Source organism: Actinomadura verrucosospora, from assembly GCF_039540335.1.
GTDB lineage: Bacteria > Actinomycetota > Actinomycetes > Streptosporangiales > Streptosporangiaceae > Spirillospora > Spirillospora verrucosospora.
Genome location: NZ_BAABEV010000024.1, coordinates 22,363 through 39,268 on the forward strand (window position 1 = coordinate 22,363; position 16,906 = coordinate 39,268).

Below are 16,906 nucleotides of genomic sequence, written 5' to 3' on the forward strand. Positions count from 1 at the left end.
CCGCACGCGTTGAAGTCGCTCAGCGGAAACGACGGGACCACCGAGACCACCGACCTGTACACCTACGAGAAGGTCGGCAACACCACCACCCGCCCGGCCAGAAACTGGTCTATGACGCCGCAGGCAACCGCCTGATCCGCAGGGACACCAACGGCATGACCCTCTAGCTGCCCAGGCAGGAAGTGAAGGTGTCTGCGGGCGGGGCCCATCACCGCGGTCCGCTACTACAGGCACGCCGGTCAGAACGTCGCCTACCGGACGGGTGTCTCCAGCTCCACCGTCCAGTTCCTCGTCCCCGAATACCAGGGCAGCGCCGACACCACCGTCAACGCCGTCTACCAGGACAACTGGAGCGTCCGCCGGTTCGCGCCTTTCGGCAACGAGCGCAGCAGCCCGATCGGTGTTTGGCCCACGCTCATGGACAGGGGCTACGTCGGCGGCACCAAGGACACCACCACTGGCTTGACCCACTTGGGCGCGCGGGAGTACGACCCGGTCACCGGCCGGTTCCTCAGCGCCGACCCCGTCACCGGCGGCGGTGACCCTCTAACCGCCAACGGCTACTTCTACGCCGGCAACAACCCGTCGACCACGCCGACCCCACCGGCCAATACCGCGACGACGGCTTCCGGCCAGGGCCCAGCAGCTACGCCAACTACGGAGCACGCGAGCTGGGACGACGCCAACCAGCACCACAACTCCTTCAGAAGAGGAGGGGCGGCGGCTGCTGGGTCGGCTGCAAAGGCAGCGGGGGCGGAAACCCGGTACCGGTCAAGAAATCGTGCGGCTGGAGCTGCGAGGTCGGCAAGGTCGGCGGCTTTCTGAAGAAACACCAGGCCACTATCGCCGGAATCGCAGCAGGCGGCCTCTGCGCCGCCGCCACCGGCGGCACCGCAGTCGTCGGCTGCGCCGCCATCGGCGGATGGGTCTACGGCGTGGTCTCCCAGCACCAGAACACCCCCCATCCGACCAACAAACCCTCCTGGGCGGCTTCAAGGCCGGCCTCACCGGCGCTGCTATAGACGCTGGCCTCGCGTTGAGCGGTCTACTAGCCCAGTGCCGCCTTGGCGTGGCCGGTCCGGTCGTCGTGGAGGGTGAAGACCGAGCCCGCCCTGTTGCGCGCGATGACCTGGACGGCGAGGAAGACGTCGACGATGGTCGGCAGCGAGCGCAGCGATCCGCCGATCAGCTCCTCGGCTCGGCCGATCCGGTACCGCACCGAGTTGGGGTGGATGTTCAGCACGTTCGCGGTGTCGTTGATGCTGAGGTCGTTCTCCAAGTAGACGATCAACGTCTCGAGGAGGTGCTCGCTGCCCTCGATCTTGGCGAGCAGGTCGTGCGACCGCCGTATCAGCTGGTCCTCGTCGGCGGTGCTGACGGCGATGTCGGCGACGGCGAAGTCCTCGAACCGCTGCACCGCGGGGCCGTCGGCCGGGCGGTGCAGGCTGCGGGTCAGCGCCAGCCGCGCGTCCCGGTAGCTGTTGCCGATCAGGTCGAGCGAGGCCACCCTGCGACCGATGCCCGCCGACGCCTGGAGGTCGCGGGCCCGCAGGACGCGTACGGACTCGTCGAGTAGGCGGCTGTCGGAGCACTGCAGGATCACGACCGCGACGCCCTCGTGGGAACCCACCAGGTGCGGCGAGGAGGAGTTGGAGACCAACCCCCGCAGGATCTGCGTGACGTCCCTCAGCTGCTGCGAATGCAGGTCCGGGTCGAGTCGCCGCTGGCTCCAGTTCGGCAGGGCGATGGCGGCGACGAAGCACGGACCGTGCGGCTCGAACCCGAACCGGCGGACATGGTCCCAGCCGAACTTCTCGTAGCCGTTGTTCGAGACCAGCCGTTGGAGGACGTCGGCCCGCTGCAGCGCCTCCTCGTTCGCCGCGGCGCGCCGGCTGAGGGCGATGACGTCGAGCAACTGCTCGACAGTCGTGATCAGCTGGGACACGATCTCCTGCGAGGTGGGATGGCCGCGCCTCGCCAGCACGATCCAGCGGTGCGCCTCCTCCGGCCCGTTGATCAAAGAGGCCACGACGTGCCACTGCCCGACGGTGAACTGCTGCCGCTCCTGGGAAGACTTGTCGATCCGCTGCCAGATGACGCTCGCGGGGCCGTCCCCCGTGGCGGCGAGGAGCCGCCCGTCCGGGTAGTAGAGGATCACCGTGCTGTTGACCAGGGCGCCCAGGCGGCGCAGCAGCGAGTCCGTCGGATCGGGCGTCGACACGGCGGCGATGAGGCTGGACTGCAGCGCGAGCAACTGCTGGTAGAGGACCAGCTCGCTGCGGGCCACACGTTCGTTGACGGCGTCCTTGATGGCGCGCAGGGAGGAGTCGGCCGGAGCCGAGAGCAGCGGGAGGTCCGCGGCTCCGGCGGCCGCCACCATCGCCTCGGGCGGTTGGTCGGCGCCCGCCGCCAGCGTGTGGACGATTCCGACCGCGCCCGCGGCCTTCGCGGCCGCGACGAGCGCCTCCGCGCTGCCGGGACCCGCCCCCTCGGGCAGCCCGCTGGTGAGCAGCAGCACCGCCCGGTGCTCGGCCGCCGGGAGCCGTCCCAGTTGCAGCACCTCGGCACGGGCGATCTCCGCGGTCTTGGCCCGGTTGCCCCCGACGGTCAGCTGGAGCCCGAGATCGACGTTGCGTTGCAGGTCTCCGATAGTGAACATCGCACTCGTCCCTAAACGACACGTTGACGGGAGCGTTCTCGACACTCTACGGCGTGCGGCGGGTTGGATCCATCCTGAATTCGCTGGTCAGGGGGCTGAACTCGGGCGGGAACCGGACCGGCCCGGCGGCATGGCCCGCGGCGCCCCGCAGGGTCGCGCCGCCGCGGGACCGCCTCTCGGAGACCGGTCCGGTGCGACCGGGCTATCGGGCGGCGACCGGCTCCTGGACGAACGAGGCCCTGGCGCTCGCCGCCGTCCTCTTCACCTCCGCGCCGAGATCGCTGCCGGGCACCAGCACGTCGCAGTACGCGTCGATGGCCTGGTCGGCGAGCGCGCCCCACTTGTCGAGCCAGCCGCGGACCAGGTCGCGGTTCGCCTTCCCGTGGTCAGCGGATTCCAGGGCGTAGTCGACGAGCGCCCGCGACCACTTCTGGGTCCGGTCGCTGTCGACGAGCTGGGCACGGCACAGCAGGGCCAGCAGCGTGTCCCCGTTCTCCTGGGCGACGGCCGAAAGCGCCCGGAGCATGGCCGCGTCGATCGCCGGCCGGGCCACGAGGTTGACCGCGACGAACTGCTCGGCCCAGTCCCACGCGACGAGCGCGCGCTCCATCAGCTCCCGGAATCCCTGCCACGCCTCGTCGTCCTCCCAGCGGGCGCGCTCCTGACGGCCGAACCCGGCCGAGGGATGGGCGGTGGCGAGTTCCGCCGTCCGGTAGGCCACGCGCGAGACCCACCGCAGGTGGTCGCCCGACTCGAAGATGAAGCAGTTCTCGATCGTGCTCGACGGTGCGAGCGCCGCGAGGTAGGCGGCCGACATCTGCACGGTGTGCAGCAGGTACCGGCTCGGCGTGTAGAGGCGCGCCAGCTGGGCGACCCACTCGTCGGACATGCCGCTGTCGTGCTCGTTCTTGCTGTGGTCGTCGAGCAGGCCGTCGACATGCGACTCCTGCCCGTCCTGGATCATGTTGTACGTCCGGTAGACGATCTGGTCGGGATCCCGGAAACCGTCCCAGTCGGCGTGCCTGAGGGGCGATTCGTTGCGGTATTTGACGTACCACTTGCTCAGCGGCACATCCGGCCCCATGGCCCAGGGGGCCTCGTCGTCGGTGCTCCAGAGCAGCTTGGTCGAGACGATCTCGTACTCGGTCGGCCGGCGCCGGTTCTTCGCCAGGTGACTCCACGTCTTCAATGGCCTGGAGACGTCGTTGGCATCGCTCATGGGTTTCTCCTCGGTCTTTTCCTTCAGGGGTGGACGTCAGGACTGCTTCAGGAAGTACCAGCGCATGTATTCGTCGTGCGTCTCGATCTGACCGGAGTAGCCGGTCAGGCTGACCTCCAGTTCCTGCATCGAGAACGTCCGGCCGAGCAGCTGCTCCATCGTCCGGCGCCGGATCACCAGTCCCCCTTCCGCCTCGACCCGGACGTAGGTCCGGTGGTCGGCGACGTGGATCTCCTTGTCCGGGTTGTCCTGCTCGATCGCCTCTACGGCCACGACGGAGATGTCGCCGCCGCGAAACAGCGGGCCGGCGAGATTCGACCCGCCGTGCACCGGTGTGGTGGTCATGTTCCGTCCTGTTCTCGCCTCGACGAGGTGATCGGCGGTCACCGTCTCAGGCGTGCGAGTACTTTGGCTTGATTCCCTTGACCGACACGAGGACGTTGCCTTCGCGGACCTCGACCGGGTACCGGGCGAGTTCCGCGTCGTCCGGATTCACGCCCTGACCCGAGCACGCGTCGAACTCCCAGAGATGGGCCGCGCAGATCAAAGTCGTGCCGTCGAAGTCGCCGTTCTCGAGCGGATGCTCCTGGTGCGGGCAGATGCTCTGCAGGGCGCGGATGTCACCGTCATCGGTGCGCAGCAGAAGCACCTTGACACCGGCGACCGAGCAGAGCCGCATCTCCCCTGCCCACAGGTCGTCCTCCGCGCAGACCTCGTGGAACTCGGCCTCCGGCGCGGAGGCCGTCCGATCCCCGCCCTCCCTGCGCCGGTCCGCCGACCCGACCCCCGCGGGAAGGTCGGCGGACCCGGCGCCGTTCACTCGCCCTCCGCCACGAACACGTCGATCTGCTGGAAGTGCCGGAGTCCGGCCTCCTCGACCGTCATCGTCCGCGGGAAGGGCGCCGCGTCGTCGGTGTCGGTGGTCAGCCGGACCAGCAGGGTCGCGCCCGGCTTGGGGTGGCGGGCCTGGTATCCCACCGCGGGAGCCAGGCAGGCCTCCACGACCTCGTCCATCGTGTAACCGGTCTCGACGTCGATGATCCGGGTGTGCGCGTCGTACTGGAGCCGTCCGATCACGGCAAGGGGCGTCGACATCTCGGTCTCCTCTCGTTCCTGAAGGACGGCCGGGGGCGCGGGCCGCGGCCCGCGCCCCCGGCCGGTGCGGGGGGCGGGGCGTGCCGTCAGGCGTGCGCCCAGGCCAGGTCGTGCGCGTCGGTCCCGCCGGGGCTGATGACGCCGGCGCCCATGTATCTGAGGATGTTCTCCGGCGTGTTGGGGGAGATCTCGCCGTTGTACATCCGGTCGGCGATGGTGTCGAAGGTCTTGTACCGGTCGGGCTCGAGCTCGAAGATCCACTTGCAGACGGTGCTGCAGAAGCTGTACAGCCGGCCCTCGTGGTCCAGCTGGTGCGCGCGGGCCTGCCAGACCGTTCCGCCCTTGTTCGAGATCGGGATCTGGCACATGTTGCAGATGGCCGGCATGCCGATCGCCTCGGACTTCTCCGGGTGCCCCGCGCGGATGTTCTCGATGATCACGTCCCAGTACCGTCCGAACGTGTCGTTCCAGCCGGGGTACTTGCTCTCCAGCCAGGCCCGCTCGCGGGGGCCGACGTTGCCCGTCGGGTTCCACCACAGCGTGTTGCGCCATGCCCACGTCGCGGCCGCCTGGCAGTGGTGGTGGGTCTCGACGTCCTCGAGGAAGATGTCCCAGTACCACGGGCGCTCCAGCCCGAGGTCGAGCAGCTGGCGCTCGAACTGCTCGCCGACGAACTCGGTCATGTACTCCTTGAAGGAGCGGTCGCGCTTGTCGAGCGGGATCCAGTAGTCCATCGGGATGCCGGTGAGGATCGCGAAGAGCCTGTGGATCCGCCAGAAGGCGATGTCGACGGCCTCCTGCGCCTCCGCCTTCCGCCCGTTCCTGATCAGGATCTCCAGGACCGGAGTGCCGATCTGCGCGTGCCGCGCCTCGTCGGACTGGATGCTGGTGATCAGGTTGGAGAATGTGTAGTCCCCCATGTTGGCCGCGTCCGCCGACAGGCCGATCATCTGGATGTTGGTCAGGCCGGTCTCGAACGCGAAGTTGAGCATGACCGAGGTCGTCACCGCGTCCCGGGTCATCATCACGTCGTCGAGCGCGTGCCGGCCGGCGATCGCGGCCCAGTTCTTGCTGTGGTGCGCCTGGTGGGCCCAGTCGAACTGGCGGTCGAGGGTCACCAGCTGGTGCGGGAAGTACAGCTGGATCTGCCCGTGCCGCATCTCGTCGAGCATGCCGAACGTCGCCATGTTCCGCATTCCCGGGGCCTTCGAGAAGCGGGTCATCCGGGCGTCGGACTGGCACGCCGCGTACTCCGACAGGGCGATCGCCCCGTAGTGCAGCTTGAGCATGCTGAGGTAGGCGGGGTCGGCGTCCTCGTAGTAGCGGGAACGGGCGAGCGCCGCCTTCACCGAGTAGGCGCCCGCGTCCTTCTCGCGCTGCACGCTCACGTACTCGCGGTACGAGACCTTGTAGGGCTCGTCGAAGGACTCCCACTCCTCGACCGGGATCCCGTAGGGATCGCTCTGGTCCGGCGGGAACAGCTCGTCCATCTCGACGTACCGCGGCGTCCAGTTCGTGTCGCGGGCGATGTCGTACCAACTTGATCGTTCCAGCAGCGCCATAAGGAACCGCTCCTCTCGATTTTCCCGCGCGCTCACGCCCGGGAATGGCGACCATGTTTTGTCAGGAATTCGTGCCGCTACTCGGCGAGCCAATGCGAGCAGCAGCGCTCGCGCAGGATCGCGCGATATTTCTGGGTGGTTTCCGGAAGAAGCTCGCCCGAGCCCCAGTCGACGATCACGCCGTACTGCCGGACGAGGTCGTAGGCGGTCAGCTCGCCGTCCCGGTACCGCTGGGCGACGCGCACCGGGTCGGTCTCCAGGAGACCCGCCCGGGTCGCCCGCAGTCTCCGGCGCTCGGCGGCGGTCGCGACCTCGTCGACCCGGTGCAGGTCCGGGTCGTCCGCGTCGCGCACCACCACCACGCCGTAGTCCTTAAGGGCCCGGTCGATCGAGACGTAGCCGTCGATGACGTCCTCGCGGACGGCCCCCGGGGCCCGGCGGAGGGGATCGCCGTACCCGCCGCCGCCTGCCGAAGGCCGCTCCAGCGAGTCCCCGGGAACGACCGGGACCCGCGACGCCAGGGCGCCCAGGTACCTCTCGCCGCTGGAACCCGGGTTGACCCACAGGCCGTGCGGGCAGCTGGGCGACCCGCCGAGGCTGCCGATGATCACCGATCTGGCGCGGTCGGAGCAGTAGGACATCACCGCCCCCTCGCAGTCGGTGAGGATCACCTCCTTCACCATTCCGAGCCCGCCGCGGAACTCGCCCGGCCCGCCCGAGTCGGTCTTCAGCTCGCAGGTGCGGGTCACGATGGGGGAGGTGAGCTCCTGCATCTCGGTCGACTGCAGGGCGTGGCCGACTCCGAAGATCGACGCCGTGGCGCTGGACCCGTCCTTCCCGTTGCGCCCGCCCCAGCCGCCGGCCATCCAGTCGTAGTACATGAACTGCTCCTGGCCGTGGTGGCGCACGTCCCTTCCGCCGAGGAGCAGGTATTCGAGATTGAACGAGGTGGCGATCGCGCGCCCCGGCATGATCTGGGACCAGATCCGGAAGATGGCGTTCACGATCTTCTCGTACGGCCCCGCGTAGAACCCGGTGACCGCGGTGGGCCAGGACGCGTTGACGACCGTCCCGCGGGGGCCGAAGTCCACCGTTACGGCCCGGTAGAAACCGGAATTGAGCGCCACGTCGGGGAAGAAGGGCTTGGTTCCGGCGATCACGGCAGAGAAGCTGCCGCCGAAGGCCGAGTTGAGGAAGCTTCCGATGGCGGGATGCGATCCGCCGAGGTCGTAGTGGACACTGTCCCCGGAGATCCGCATCCGCACCTTGATCGGGACCAGGCCCTCGCCCGCGCCCGGGTCGCCGTCGATGAAGTCCTCCGCCTCCCACGACCCGTCGGGCAGCTTCGACAGCCGCCGGCGCACGACGCGTTCGACATAGGCCTGGGACGCCCCGAACGCCGCGATGACCGTCCGCCGGCCGTAGCGCTCGATGAGCCGGTGGACCTCGCGCTCGCAGACCCGGGTCGCCTCGGCCTGGGCGCGCAGGTCCCCTTCGGCGTCCTCCGGGGACCGCGTGTTCGAGGCGATGAGCCGTCCGACGTCCGCCAGGTAGCGTCCGCGCGACCAGATCCGGACCGGGGTGATCCGGAGCCCCTCTCCGAAGTGCTCGGTCGCGCTGGGGTCGAAGGAGCCGGTCGCGGAGCCGCCGACGTCGGCCCAGTGGCCGTTGCACTGGGCGACGGCGATCAGCGCGCCCTCGCTGAAGACCGGCCGCAGGACCCTGACGTCGTTGAAGTGCGTGCCGCCGCAGTACGGATCGTTGAGGATGAACACGTCGCCCTCATAGATGTCGCCGCGGAACGCGTCGAGCACCGCTTTCGCGGCGAAGTGCAGCGTTCCCACCTGCACGGCGACATCCTGGCTGCCCTGCGCGACGGTGTCTCCGGCGGCGTCGCACAGCCCGCCGGAGAAGTCGCGTGCGTGGATCACAAAGGAGTGGCAGGTGCGCAGCAGCTGTTCGGCCATCAGGTCTACGGCGGTCATGAACGCGTTCCGCAGGACTTCGGCCGTCACCGGGTCGAGGTCGTCCGCCCGGTCGTCTTCGATCATCTGCAGCAGTGCCCGCTGATTCGCCATGATGCCTACCTGTCCGCGTTCATGGAGATGCGCAGGTTCTCCATCGGGTCGACCAGCGCCGTCCAGTCCGGGGGGACCAGCGTCGTCGCGTCGGGTTGGGCGATGACCGCGGGGCCGGTGACCTCGACGCCGGGGTAGAGGTCGGACCGGTCGTACACCGGTGTCTCCAGCCGGCATCGCGGCTCGACGAACCTGACCATCCGCCGCCCCACCGGTTCGACCGGCCTGCCGTTTCCGCGGCCCGCCACCCCGAACCGCGGCCTGTCGATGACGCCCAGGGCCGAGACCGACAGCTGGAAGAGATCGACATCGGAGTGGTCGCGGCTGAATCCGAACTCGCCGCGGTGCTGGACGTGGAACTTCTCGACCAGGCCGTCGATCGCCCGGACCGGCTGGTCCACGGCGATCGGCATCGAGCGCGACTGCCCCCGGTACCGCATCTCGATGAACCGCTGCATGCTGATCCGCTCGGTCTCGACGCCGTCATCGAGGAGGCTCTTACGGGCGTGCGACTCCAACCTCAGGAACGTCGATTCGATCTCGTACGGGTCGGCCGCGTGCGCCTCGCGGATGAACATGGCGCTGGAGTCGTGCCTGATGTCGACGAGCAGGCACCCGAACGCCGAGGTGACACCCGGATGCGGTGGGATCACGACCGCCGGGAGGGAGAGCTCGCGGGCCAGGTGGACCGCGTGCATGGGGCCGGCGCCGCCGAAGGCGACGAGCGCGAAGTCGCGCGGGTCCTGCCCGCGGCGGATCGACACGATCTTCAAGGCGTCGGCCAGATTCGCCGACGCGACGCGCAGGATGCCGACCGCGGCGTCCTCGAGCGAACAGCTCAGTTCCTTGGCGATCCGGCGCACCGCCCGCCTGGCGAGCTCGACGTCGAGGATCTGCGACCCCGCGGCCAGCGAGGTGTCGATCTGCCCCAGGACGAGCTGGGCGTCGGTCGTGGTCGCCGCCGTGCCGCCGAGCCCGTAGCAGGCGGGGCCGGGATCCGCGCCGGCCGACTGCGGGCCGACGCGCAGCGCGCCGCCGTCGTCGACCCACGCCATCGAGCCGCCGCCGGCTCCGATGGTCAGCACCTCGAGGTTCGGAAAGCAGATCGGGTGCCCGAAGTCCACCGACCAGTTCCGTGTGATCTTCAGTTCGCCGCCGGACACCATGGAGATGTCGGCGCTGGTACCGCCTATGTCGAGGCCGAGTGAGTTCTCATAGCCGCAGGCCAGCGCGATGTGCCTGCTCGCCACCGCGCCCGCCGCGAGGCCCGAGGACGCGAGGCGCGCGGCGTGCCGCTGCGCGGCCTGCGTCGTCATCACGCCTCCGCCGCCGTGCATCAGATGGAGCCTGCCGGCGTATCCGGACTCCGCCAGCCTCTGCTCAAGGCTCGCCGCGTAGTGGCCGATCAACGGTGACAGCAGGGCGTTGGCCACGGTCGTCGAGAAGCGTTCGTGTTCGAGGATCTCGTCCAGCACCGCGCTGGAGACCGAGACGGCGACGTCGGGCAGCTCCGCGCGCAGGAACTCCATCATCGCGATCTCGTGCACCGGGTTGACGTAGGAGTTGACGAAGCAGACGGCGACCGTCCGGACCTGCCTGCGCCGGAGCGTCTCGACCAGTTCGCGGGCCTCGCGCATGTCCAGTGGCTCGATCACCCGGCCGGTCGCATCGACCCGTTCGGTGACGACGAGCCGGTCGCGGCGCGCGATGTAGGGAGGGGCGACGTCCTTGTAGGCGTCCCACAGGTCTTCCTTCGTCCCCCTCCTGATCTCGATCACGTCGCGGAATCCACGCGTCGTGACGAGGGCGGCACGGGGGAACGTGCGATTGAGCAGCGCGTTGGTGGCGACGGTGGTGCCGTGGCAGAAGAACCAGGTGTCGGCCAGATCCGCGCCGGCCTGTGCGATGCCGCGCATCACACCGTCGATCGGGGAGCCGGCCGTCGTCGGCACCTTGGCCACGCGGGGCGCTTCCCCGTGCTCCCCAAGGACGCAGACGTCGGTGAAGGTACCGCCGACGTCCACCGCGACGCGCGATGCCATCCCGCACCTCCTGCACCTAGGTGTTCGGGCCGGGGCGGGCGCCCCGGGAGTGCCCGATTCAGACGTCATGCCTGGTCGTTGCCCTAGATACTCGTCCGGGCCCCTAGAGCAAGCAATAGTGAAGAGTGAGAGAACGACACGATCGGATTGTTCAGGTCTCCCACACACCGGCTGTGGATTCGAGCCCACGTCCGGGATCTGGAAGGGGCCGCACCGTCAGCCGGCCGGCGGCTCACCGGTCCTGGGCGGGACGGCCGGCCACGCGCGAGCCCGGCGACGGGACGCAGCGGTCGGAGACCTGCACAATCCGATCACCCGGTTCTCTCACTCTTCACTATTGCCCGCCCCAAAGGCCGGGGCGAGTATCTAGGGCGACGACCAGGGATTACACCCTGATCAAGCACTTCACATCTGATCGTGGACCCCCTCACCGCGTTCGTTCGATTTCGACCGAGCGTCCCATCGAGAACGTCAGTGAAAGGCGTGCCGGCGGTTATCTCTGCCGGGGAACGTGTCCAGCCGGCAATTCAAGGAACAGATCATGAGCAAATCCAACGCCGCCGCTCGGCCCGCCGGCCGGACGTACACGAGCTGCGTCACCGGGTCGCGGACCAGCCGGCTCGACCTCACCGGGACGACCCGGCCGGCGGCCGCCGCCCACCGGCACACGCGCGACACCCTGCTCCGCTGGGGCCTGGCCTCCGACCTGATCGACGAGGCCCTGCGGGTCGCCTCCGAGCTGGTCGCGGGCGCCGGCGGGAGCGGGGCGGGCGCGGCCCGGGAGATCCGGCTCACTCTCCAGGACGGCCACGTGAGCATCGCGGTCGACGACCCCGGGCCTTTCCGGCGCACGTTCGCCGGGCGATCGGCCATCGGCGACTAAGGCGACGCGCTTTCCCCAGGCGGCAGCCGCGAGGAATTCCTCGTCCTCACCGGCTTCCGCCGTCTCGACGACCCCGCAACCGACGAACCCCACGAACCGAATCGTCACCCACCCGACGAGATCTCTCCAAGGAGACGGCCATGAGCGAACGCCTGGCACCGGGAAACAGACCGCTCCACATCATCGACCACGACGACCCGGAGGTCGTGCGCAACGCCGCGACGGAGGACTACGCGCTGCACGTCGCCCCCTTCACGTGGCGCTCCGGCCGCGTGTCGCTGCTCATGGCCTGGTACGCCTTCGCGAGCGCGATGTTCTGGCTCATCGTCGGCGCCACCGTCGCCCTCGTCGCGGGCACCGTGGACACCCTGATCGGGCTCGGACTCTCCGTCATCGCCTACAGCGTGATCGGCGGGCTGATCAGCCGCTACGCCGCACGCACCGGGATCTCCAGCGCGCTGTTCTCGCGCTGTCTGTTCGGCTACCTGGGGTCGGTGGTCGCACCACTGATCATCGGGGCCACCGCGCTCTACTACGGCGTGTTCGAGGGCTCCGTCATCGCGTCAGTGCTGCACCAGTACACCGATTGGGGCTCCATCCAGCTCTGGTACTTCGTCGTGGCCGCCTACAGCATCCCCATCGTCATCGGCGGGGTGCGCCAGTGGCTGGACAAGATCAACGGCATCCTCCTGCCCTTCTACTACATCGGGCTCATCGTGGTCGTGATCTGGGCGGTGGCGCGCCACGGCTACTCCAACGACTGGCTCACGGCCGGCCCGGTGGCCGACACGAACTTGCACGCGCCCGGATGGTTCTTCGCGTTCACGACCTACATGGGCGTCTGGATCATGATCCCCTTCACCTGGGACTACGCGCGGCTGGCCAAGACGGGCGACGCCGCGTACCACCGGCGGCTCACCTTCGGCCCCCTCTTCTACATCCTGACCCTGGTGGTCAACGCGGTCGTCGGCATCTACCTGGCCCACACCCTGGTGACCAACGCTCCGCTCAGCGAGCTCTCCGCGGTCGAGGGCATCGTGAAACTCGCGGGGATCTTCGGGGTGGCGCTGGTGTGGATCAGCCAGACCAGGATCAACACGGCCAACTACTACCTCGCGAGCATCAACGCCGAGAGCTTCTTCGCCCGCGCGCTGAAGATCCACCTGTCGCGGCGCGCCTGGGTCGTCCTGGTCGGCATCGCCGCGTTCGGCCTCATGCTCACCAACCCGATCTCCTACCTGCTGAAGTCACTGCAGTGGCAGGGCGTCTTCGTCGTGGCGTGGGTCGCGATCGCGCTGGTGTACCTGGCGTTCGCCCGGCGCGACCGGCGCCCGGCCGAGGAGTTCGAGTTCAGGCCCGGCCGGATCCCCGCCTTCAACGCCGTGGGCCTGCTCTCCTGGCTCGCCGCGTCGGCGGCGGGTATCACCCTGGTCCAGGCGGCGGGCTCGTTCGGTGCGACGTGGTCCGCGCCGATCACGTTCGTGCTCGCGGCGGTCATGTACGCGGCCGGCCGCTTCGCCACCGGCGAGCGGCAGGTCGTGCTGCGCCGCCCGTTCGACCCGCGCTCGGAGGTCGAGAACCCCTGGGAGGCCAGGGTCCTGTGCGCCTCGTGCGAACGGCACTACATCGCTCAGGAGATGGACCGCAACCCGGCGACGCCCGACCGCGCCCCCATCTGCGCCGAGTGCGGCAGCAACGACATCGCCTACCTGCGCGCCTCCTATGCCGAGGCCCGGTCCGGCTCGGCCGGCCACAGCGACGTGAACCTGGTCGCGTCCGACTGACCGCGCGGTCTCGGGCGCGCGGGACCGCGTGCACCAACCCCCGGCCGCACCGGCGGCCGGCGGACACCACACAGGGCTACTGAAGGACGTCCGATGCAGCAAGGAACTGACACCGTCGGCCAGCGGACCCCCGGGTCGGCGTCCCCGCCGACCGGGATGCTCGTCGGCGGGGAGTGGCGGGAGTCCCGCGGGGGTACGAGGTTCCCCGTCCTCGACCCCGCGACCGGGGAAGTCATCGCGACCGTCGCGGACGCCGGCGTCGAGGACGCGGCGGACGCCCTGGACGCGGCGGCGGCGGCGTTCCCGCGGTGGTCGGCGACATCGCCTCGGCGACGGGCCGCGCTGCTGCACGAGGTCTTCACGGCCGTCCACGACCGGGCCGAGGACTTCGCCGCGCTCATCACCCTGGAGATGGGCAAGCCGCTGGCGGAGTCGCGTGCCGAGGTCGCCTACGCCGCCGACTTCCTGCGGTGGTACTCGGAGGAGGCCGTCCGCCTCACCGGTACCTTCCGCACGGCACCGGACGGCACCGCGCGCCATCTCACCCTGAACCGGCCGGTGGGGCCGTGCCTGCTGGTGACACCGTGGAACTTCCCCCTCGCGATGATCACCCGGAAGGTCGCGCCGGCGCTCGCGGCGGGCTGCACGGTCGTCCTCAAACCCGCGGAGGAGACACCGCTGTCGGCTCTGCTCCTCGCCCGCGTGATGGCCGAGGCGGGGCTGCCCGCGGGGGTGGTCAACGTGCTGGGCACGAGCCGGCCCGGCCCGCTCGTCGAGGCGGTCCTGGGCGATCGGCGGATCCGCAAGCTCTCCTTCACGGGATCCACCGAGGTGGGCCGCAGGCTGCTGGCGCTGGCCGCGCCCGGCGTGCTCCGAACCTCCATGGAGCTGGGGGGCAACGCGCCCTTCGTCGTCTTCGACGACGCCGACGTCGACGCGGCCGTCGAGGGCGCGGTCGCGGCGAAGCTGCGCAACGGCGGGCAGTCCTGCGTCGCGGCGAACCGCTTCATCGTCGCCGACTCGGTCGCGTCGCGGTTCGTCGGCGGACTGGCCGAGCGGCTGCGCGCCCAGGTCGTCGGCCCGGGGGGTGATCCGCGGTCGACCCTCGGGCCGCTGATCAACGAAGCGCAGCGGGATCGCGCGGTCGGGCTGGTCGACGACGCCGTGGCGCACGGCGCGGAGCCCGTCGTCCACTACGGCGCGGCCGGCCCCGGTGACGCGTTCCTCAGACCCGTCCTGCTGGATCGGGTCCCGCCCTCCGCCGAGATCGCACGGAAGGAGATCTTCGGCCCCGCCGCCGCGGTGTACCGGTTCTCGACCGAGCAGGAGGGCCTCGCTCTGGCCAATGACACCGAGTCCGGCCTGGTCGGCTACGTCTACACCCGGGACCTCGATCGCGCCGTCCGGGCCGTCGAGGCGCTGGAGTGCGGGATGGTCGGGGTGAACCGGGGACACGTCTCCGACGCCTCGGCGCCGTTCGGCGGCGTGAAGCAGTCCGGCCTGGGCCGTGAGGGCGGCGAGCTCGGCGTCCAGGAGTACCTGGAGACCAGGTACGCCTCGATCGGCGCACCCGCGTGAGCCCGGGGTGAGCGTGTCGACCGTCGTCATCGTCGGCGCCTCGGTCGGGGGCGTGCGCACCGCCAGAGCGTTGCGTTCGTCCGGGCACGCGGGTGAGATCGTTCTCGTGGGCGCCGAGGAGCACTTGCCCTACGACAGGCCGCCGCTGTCCAAGGCCTTCCTCGCCGGAACGGCGACCCGGGGGGAGTTGACCCTGCTCGGCGAGGACACGGCGGACGCCGCCGGGATACGGCTGGAGCTGGGGACTCCCGCGACCGCCGTGGACGTGGCCGGACGTGCGGTCGAACTTGCCGACGGCCGGCGCCTGGCGTTCGACGAGCTCGTCGTGGCCACCGGTGCCCGGCCACGTCCCTCCCCGTGGGGCGCCCCGCCCGGCCTGCACGTGCTGCGGACCCTGGACGACGCGGTCGCGCTACGCGAGGACCTGAGGTGCGGCGGGCCGCTGGTCGTCGTCGGCGCCGGCTTCATCGGCGCCGAGGTCGCGGCGACCGCCACTGCGATGGGTCTCGCCGACGTGACGCTCGTCGACCCGGCGCGCGCTCCGCTCGGCCGCGTGCTGAGTCCCGCCGTCGCCCGGCGCTTCGCCCGCCTCCATGCCGACCGCGGGGTGCGGACCCGGTTCGGGGCAGCGGTCACGGGCGTCGAGGCCGTCGACGGCGGGCTCGTGGTGGGGCTGGACGACGGGTCCCGCCTTCCCGCGGCCACGGTGGTCGTGGGCATCGGCGCGGTGCCGAACGACGAGTGGGTCCGCGGCTCGGGACTGACCGTCGCGGACGGCGTCGTGTGCGACCGGTACAGCCGGGCGCGCGGTGCATCGAACGTCCACGCCGTGGGCGACGTCGCCCGCTGGTTCCATCCCCGGCGCCGCCGGCTCGTCCGGGCCGAACACTGGACCAACGCCGTCGAGCAGGCCGAGCGCGTCGCCCACAACATCACGCACCCGGACGATCTCCGGGCACACGACCCCGTCGAGTACGCATGGACCGACCAATACGACTGGCGGATCCAGGTGGTCGGCCGCACGGGCGGAGGCCTTGACCACGTCATCCTCCCCGGCGCCGATCCGGACCACGGCTTCGCGGTCCTGTACGCCGACCCCGCCGGGGAGTTCGCCGGTGCGGTCGCGGTCAACTGGCCCCGAGTGGTGATCGCCTGCCGGAAGGCGCTGCGCGCTCCGGTGTCCCTCGCCACGATGCGGGAGAACATCACGGCCGCGACCGAGCGGCCCCGGAGAACCCGCACAGGGCCCTGACAGGTCTCCGGCTCATGTCCTCCGTGTGCTGGTGCCCGCGCTCGGGCGCGAACCGGCCGGACACGCCGAGCGTGTCCGGCCGGGTTCCGCGTCTCTTGCGGCGGGCCACGTCGTAGAGGGCGCAGCCGATCAGTTCGAGGGAGACGCAGAGGCGTTCCGGGCTGACGTTCTGGGCGATCGTGTCCTCGGGGGTGTGGAGAGGGGCTCCAGCCGGCTGGGCGACTCACCGCCGCGCCAGCTGAAGTTGCCCGCCGGGATGCCGCGCTCGTAGAAGGCCTCGTGGTCGCTGGAGCCCCGGGCGGTGGGGCCCTTGCTCTGGTCGGCGTAGCCGAGCCGCTGCGCGGCGGCGTTCACGGCGGCCGTGGTGGTGTCGTCCGCGCCGTCCACCGGCAGTAGCCAGTACGTGCCCGCCTGCGGGTGGCTGGTGGCGACCATGTCGTTCTGGAAGCAGCCGGTGATCTGCTCGGCGCCCGCGTCGTCGAGTTGCCTCACGTAGTGCCGGGCGCCGACCAGGCCGTTCTCCTCCGCCCCCCCACAGGCAGACGCAGACGGCCTGCTGGGTGGGGAGCCGCTTCAGGACGCGGGCCAGTTCCAGGCACAAGACGGTTCCGCTGCCGTCGTCGTTGGCGCCGGGCGAGCCGGGGACGCTGTCGTAGTGCGCGCTGACGATGACCGCCTTGCCCGCCACCTTGGGGGTATCTGGCCATGCCACCGGCACACGCTCACGCCACCAGCACGTCCACTCACTGAACCG

General features: G+C 70.2%; 14 protein-coding genes and 1 pseudogene. 5 read left to right on the forward strand and 10 right to left on the reverse strand.

Features of this window, described 5'->3' with window-relative positions; translation table 11 throughout:
* Positions 1-207 precede the first annotated feature (207 nt).
* Positions 208-825 (forward strand): RHS repeat-associated core domain-containing protein, encoded by a 618-nt coding sequence (locus tag ABD944_RS42480; protein WP_425550316.1) that lies wholly within the window; start codon positions 208-210, stop codon positions 823-825.
* Positions 826-1,048: 223 nt separating this feature from the next.
* Here the strand turns inward: ABD944_RS42480 and ABD944_RS24225 are convergent, their stop codons facing one another.
* The 8 genes from ABD944_RS24225 to ABD944_RS24260 all read right to left on the reverse strand — a co-directional run bounded on the left by ABD944_RS24225 (position 1,049) and on the right by ABD944_RS24260 (position 10,655).
* The gene (locus ABD944_RS24225) at positions 1,049-2,659 is read right to left on the reverse strand and encodes a PucR family transcriptional regulator (protein WP_345180063.1); all 1,611 of its coding nucleotides are present in this window, start codon (positions 2,657-2,659) and stop codon (positions 1,049-1,051) included.
* Between the two features lie 202 nt (positions 2,660-2,861).
* Positions 2,862-3,878, reverse strand: coding sequence for an aromatic/alkene monooxygenase hydroxylase subunit beta (locus tag ABD944_RS24230; RefSeq protein WP_339153615.1), 1,017 nt, complete (start codon positions 3,876-3,878; stop codon positions 2,862-2,864).
* 36 nt (positions 3,879-3,914) lie between these two features.
* A complete protein-coding gene (locus ABD944_RS24235; protein ID WP_339153614.1) occupies positions 3,915-4,223 on the reverse strand; it encodes an MmoB/DmpM family protein in 309 nt (102 codons plus the stop codon).
* 46 nt (positions 4,224-4,269) lie between these two features.
* Positions 4,270-4,698 carry a Rieske 2Fe-2S domain-containing protein gene (locus ABD944_RS24240; RefSeq protein WP_345180066.1) on the reverse strand — a complete coding sequence of 143 codons (429 nt, stop codon included), beginning with the start codon at positions 4,696-4,698 and terminating at the stop codon, positions 4,270-4,272.
* Positions 4,695-4,973 carry a toluene-4-monooxygenase system B family protein gene (locus tag ABD944_RS24245; protein ID WP_345180068.1) on the reverse strand — a complete coding sequence of 93 codons (279 nt, stop codon included), beginning with the start codon at positions 4,971-4,973 and terminating at the stop codon, positions 4,695-4,697. Before ABD944_RS24245 ends, ABD944_RS24240 begins: the two co-directional genes overlap by 4 nt.
* 86 nt (positions 4,974-5,059) lie before the next feature.
* On the reverse strand, positions 5,060-6,535 hold the full coding sequence (locus ABD944_RS24250; protein ID WP_258945371.1) for a YHS domain-containing protein: 1,476 nt from the start codon (positions 6,533-6,535) through the stop codon (positions 5,060-5,062).
* A 77-nt stretch (positions 6,536-6,612) separates the two neighbouring features.
* Positions 6,613-8,613: a hydantoinase B/oxoprolinase family protein gene (locus ABD944_RS24255; RefSeq protein WP_345180070.1), complete on the reverse strand. Its 2,001-nt coding sequence runs from the start codon at positions 8,611-8,613 to the stop codon at positions 6,613-6,615.
* Between the two features lie 5 nt (positions 8,614-8,618).
* Entirely contained in the window at positions 8,619-10,655 is a 2,037-nt protein-coding gene (locus ABD944_RS24260; RefSeq protein WP_345180072.1) for a hydantoinase/oxoprolinase family protein, read from the reverse strand.
* Positions 10,656-11,196: 541 nt separating this feature from the next.
* On the opposite strand from ABD944_RS24260, the gene ABD944_RS24265 reads away from it, so the two are divergent.
* From ABD944_RS24265 to ABD944_RS24280, 4 genes are all read left to right on the forward strand, one after another.
* The gene (locus ABD944_RS24265; protein WP_345180074.1) at positions 11,197-11,538 is read left to right on the forward strand and encodes a hypothetical protein; all 342 of its coding nucleotides are present in this window, start codon (positions 11,197-11,199) and stop codon (positions 11,536-11,538) included.
* A gap of 140 nt (positions 11,539-11,678) precedes the next feature.
* Positions 11,679-13,322: a purine-cytosine permease family protein gene (locus ABD944_RS24270; RefSeq protein WP_345180075.1), complete on the forward strand. Its 1,644-nt coding sequence runs from the start codon at positions 11,679-11,681 to the stop codon at positions 13,320-13,322.
* Positions 13,323-13,478: 156 nt separating this feature from the next.
* On the forward strand, positions 13,479-14,900 hold the full coding sequence (locus tag ABD944_RS24275) for an NAD-dependent succinate-semialdehyde dehydrogenase (protein WP_345180234.1): 1,422 nt from the start codon (positions 13,479-13,481) through the stop codon (positions 14,898-14,900).
* Between the two features lie 7 nt (positions 14,901-14,907).
* Positions 14,908-16,152, forward strand: coding sequence for an NAD(P)/FAD-dependent oxidoreductase (locus ABD944_RS24280; protein ID WP_345180077.1), 1,245 nt, complete (start codon positions 14,908-14,910; stop codon positions 16,150-16,152).
* Between the two features lie 129 nt (positions 16,153-16,281).
* Here ABD944_RS24280 and ABD944_RS24285 read toward each other — a convergent pair whose 3' ends face one another.
* Positions 16,282-16,665, reverse strand: a complete 384-nt coding sequence (locus tag ABD944_RS24285; protein WP_425550317.1) for a M28 family peptidase — start codon at positions 16,663-16,665, stop codon at positions 16,282-16,284.
* 25 nt (positions 16,666-16,690) lie between these two features.
* Positions 16,691-16,870 (reverse strand): annotated as a pseudogene (locus ABD944_RS42485) (M28 family peptidase); the annotation flags it as partial.
* Between the last annotated feature and the right edge of the window lie 36 nt (positions 16,871-16,906).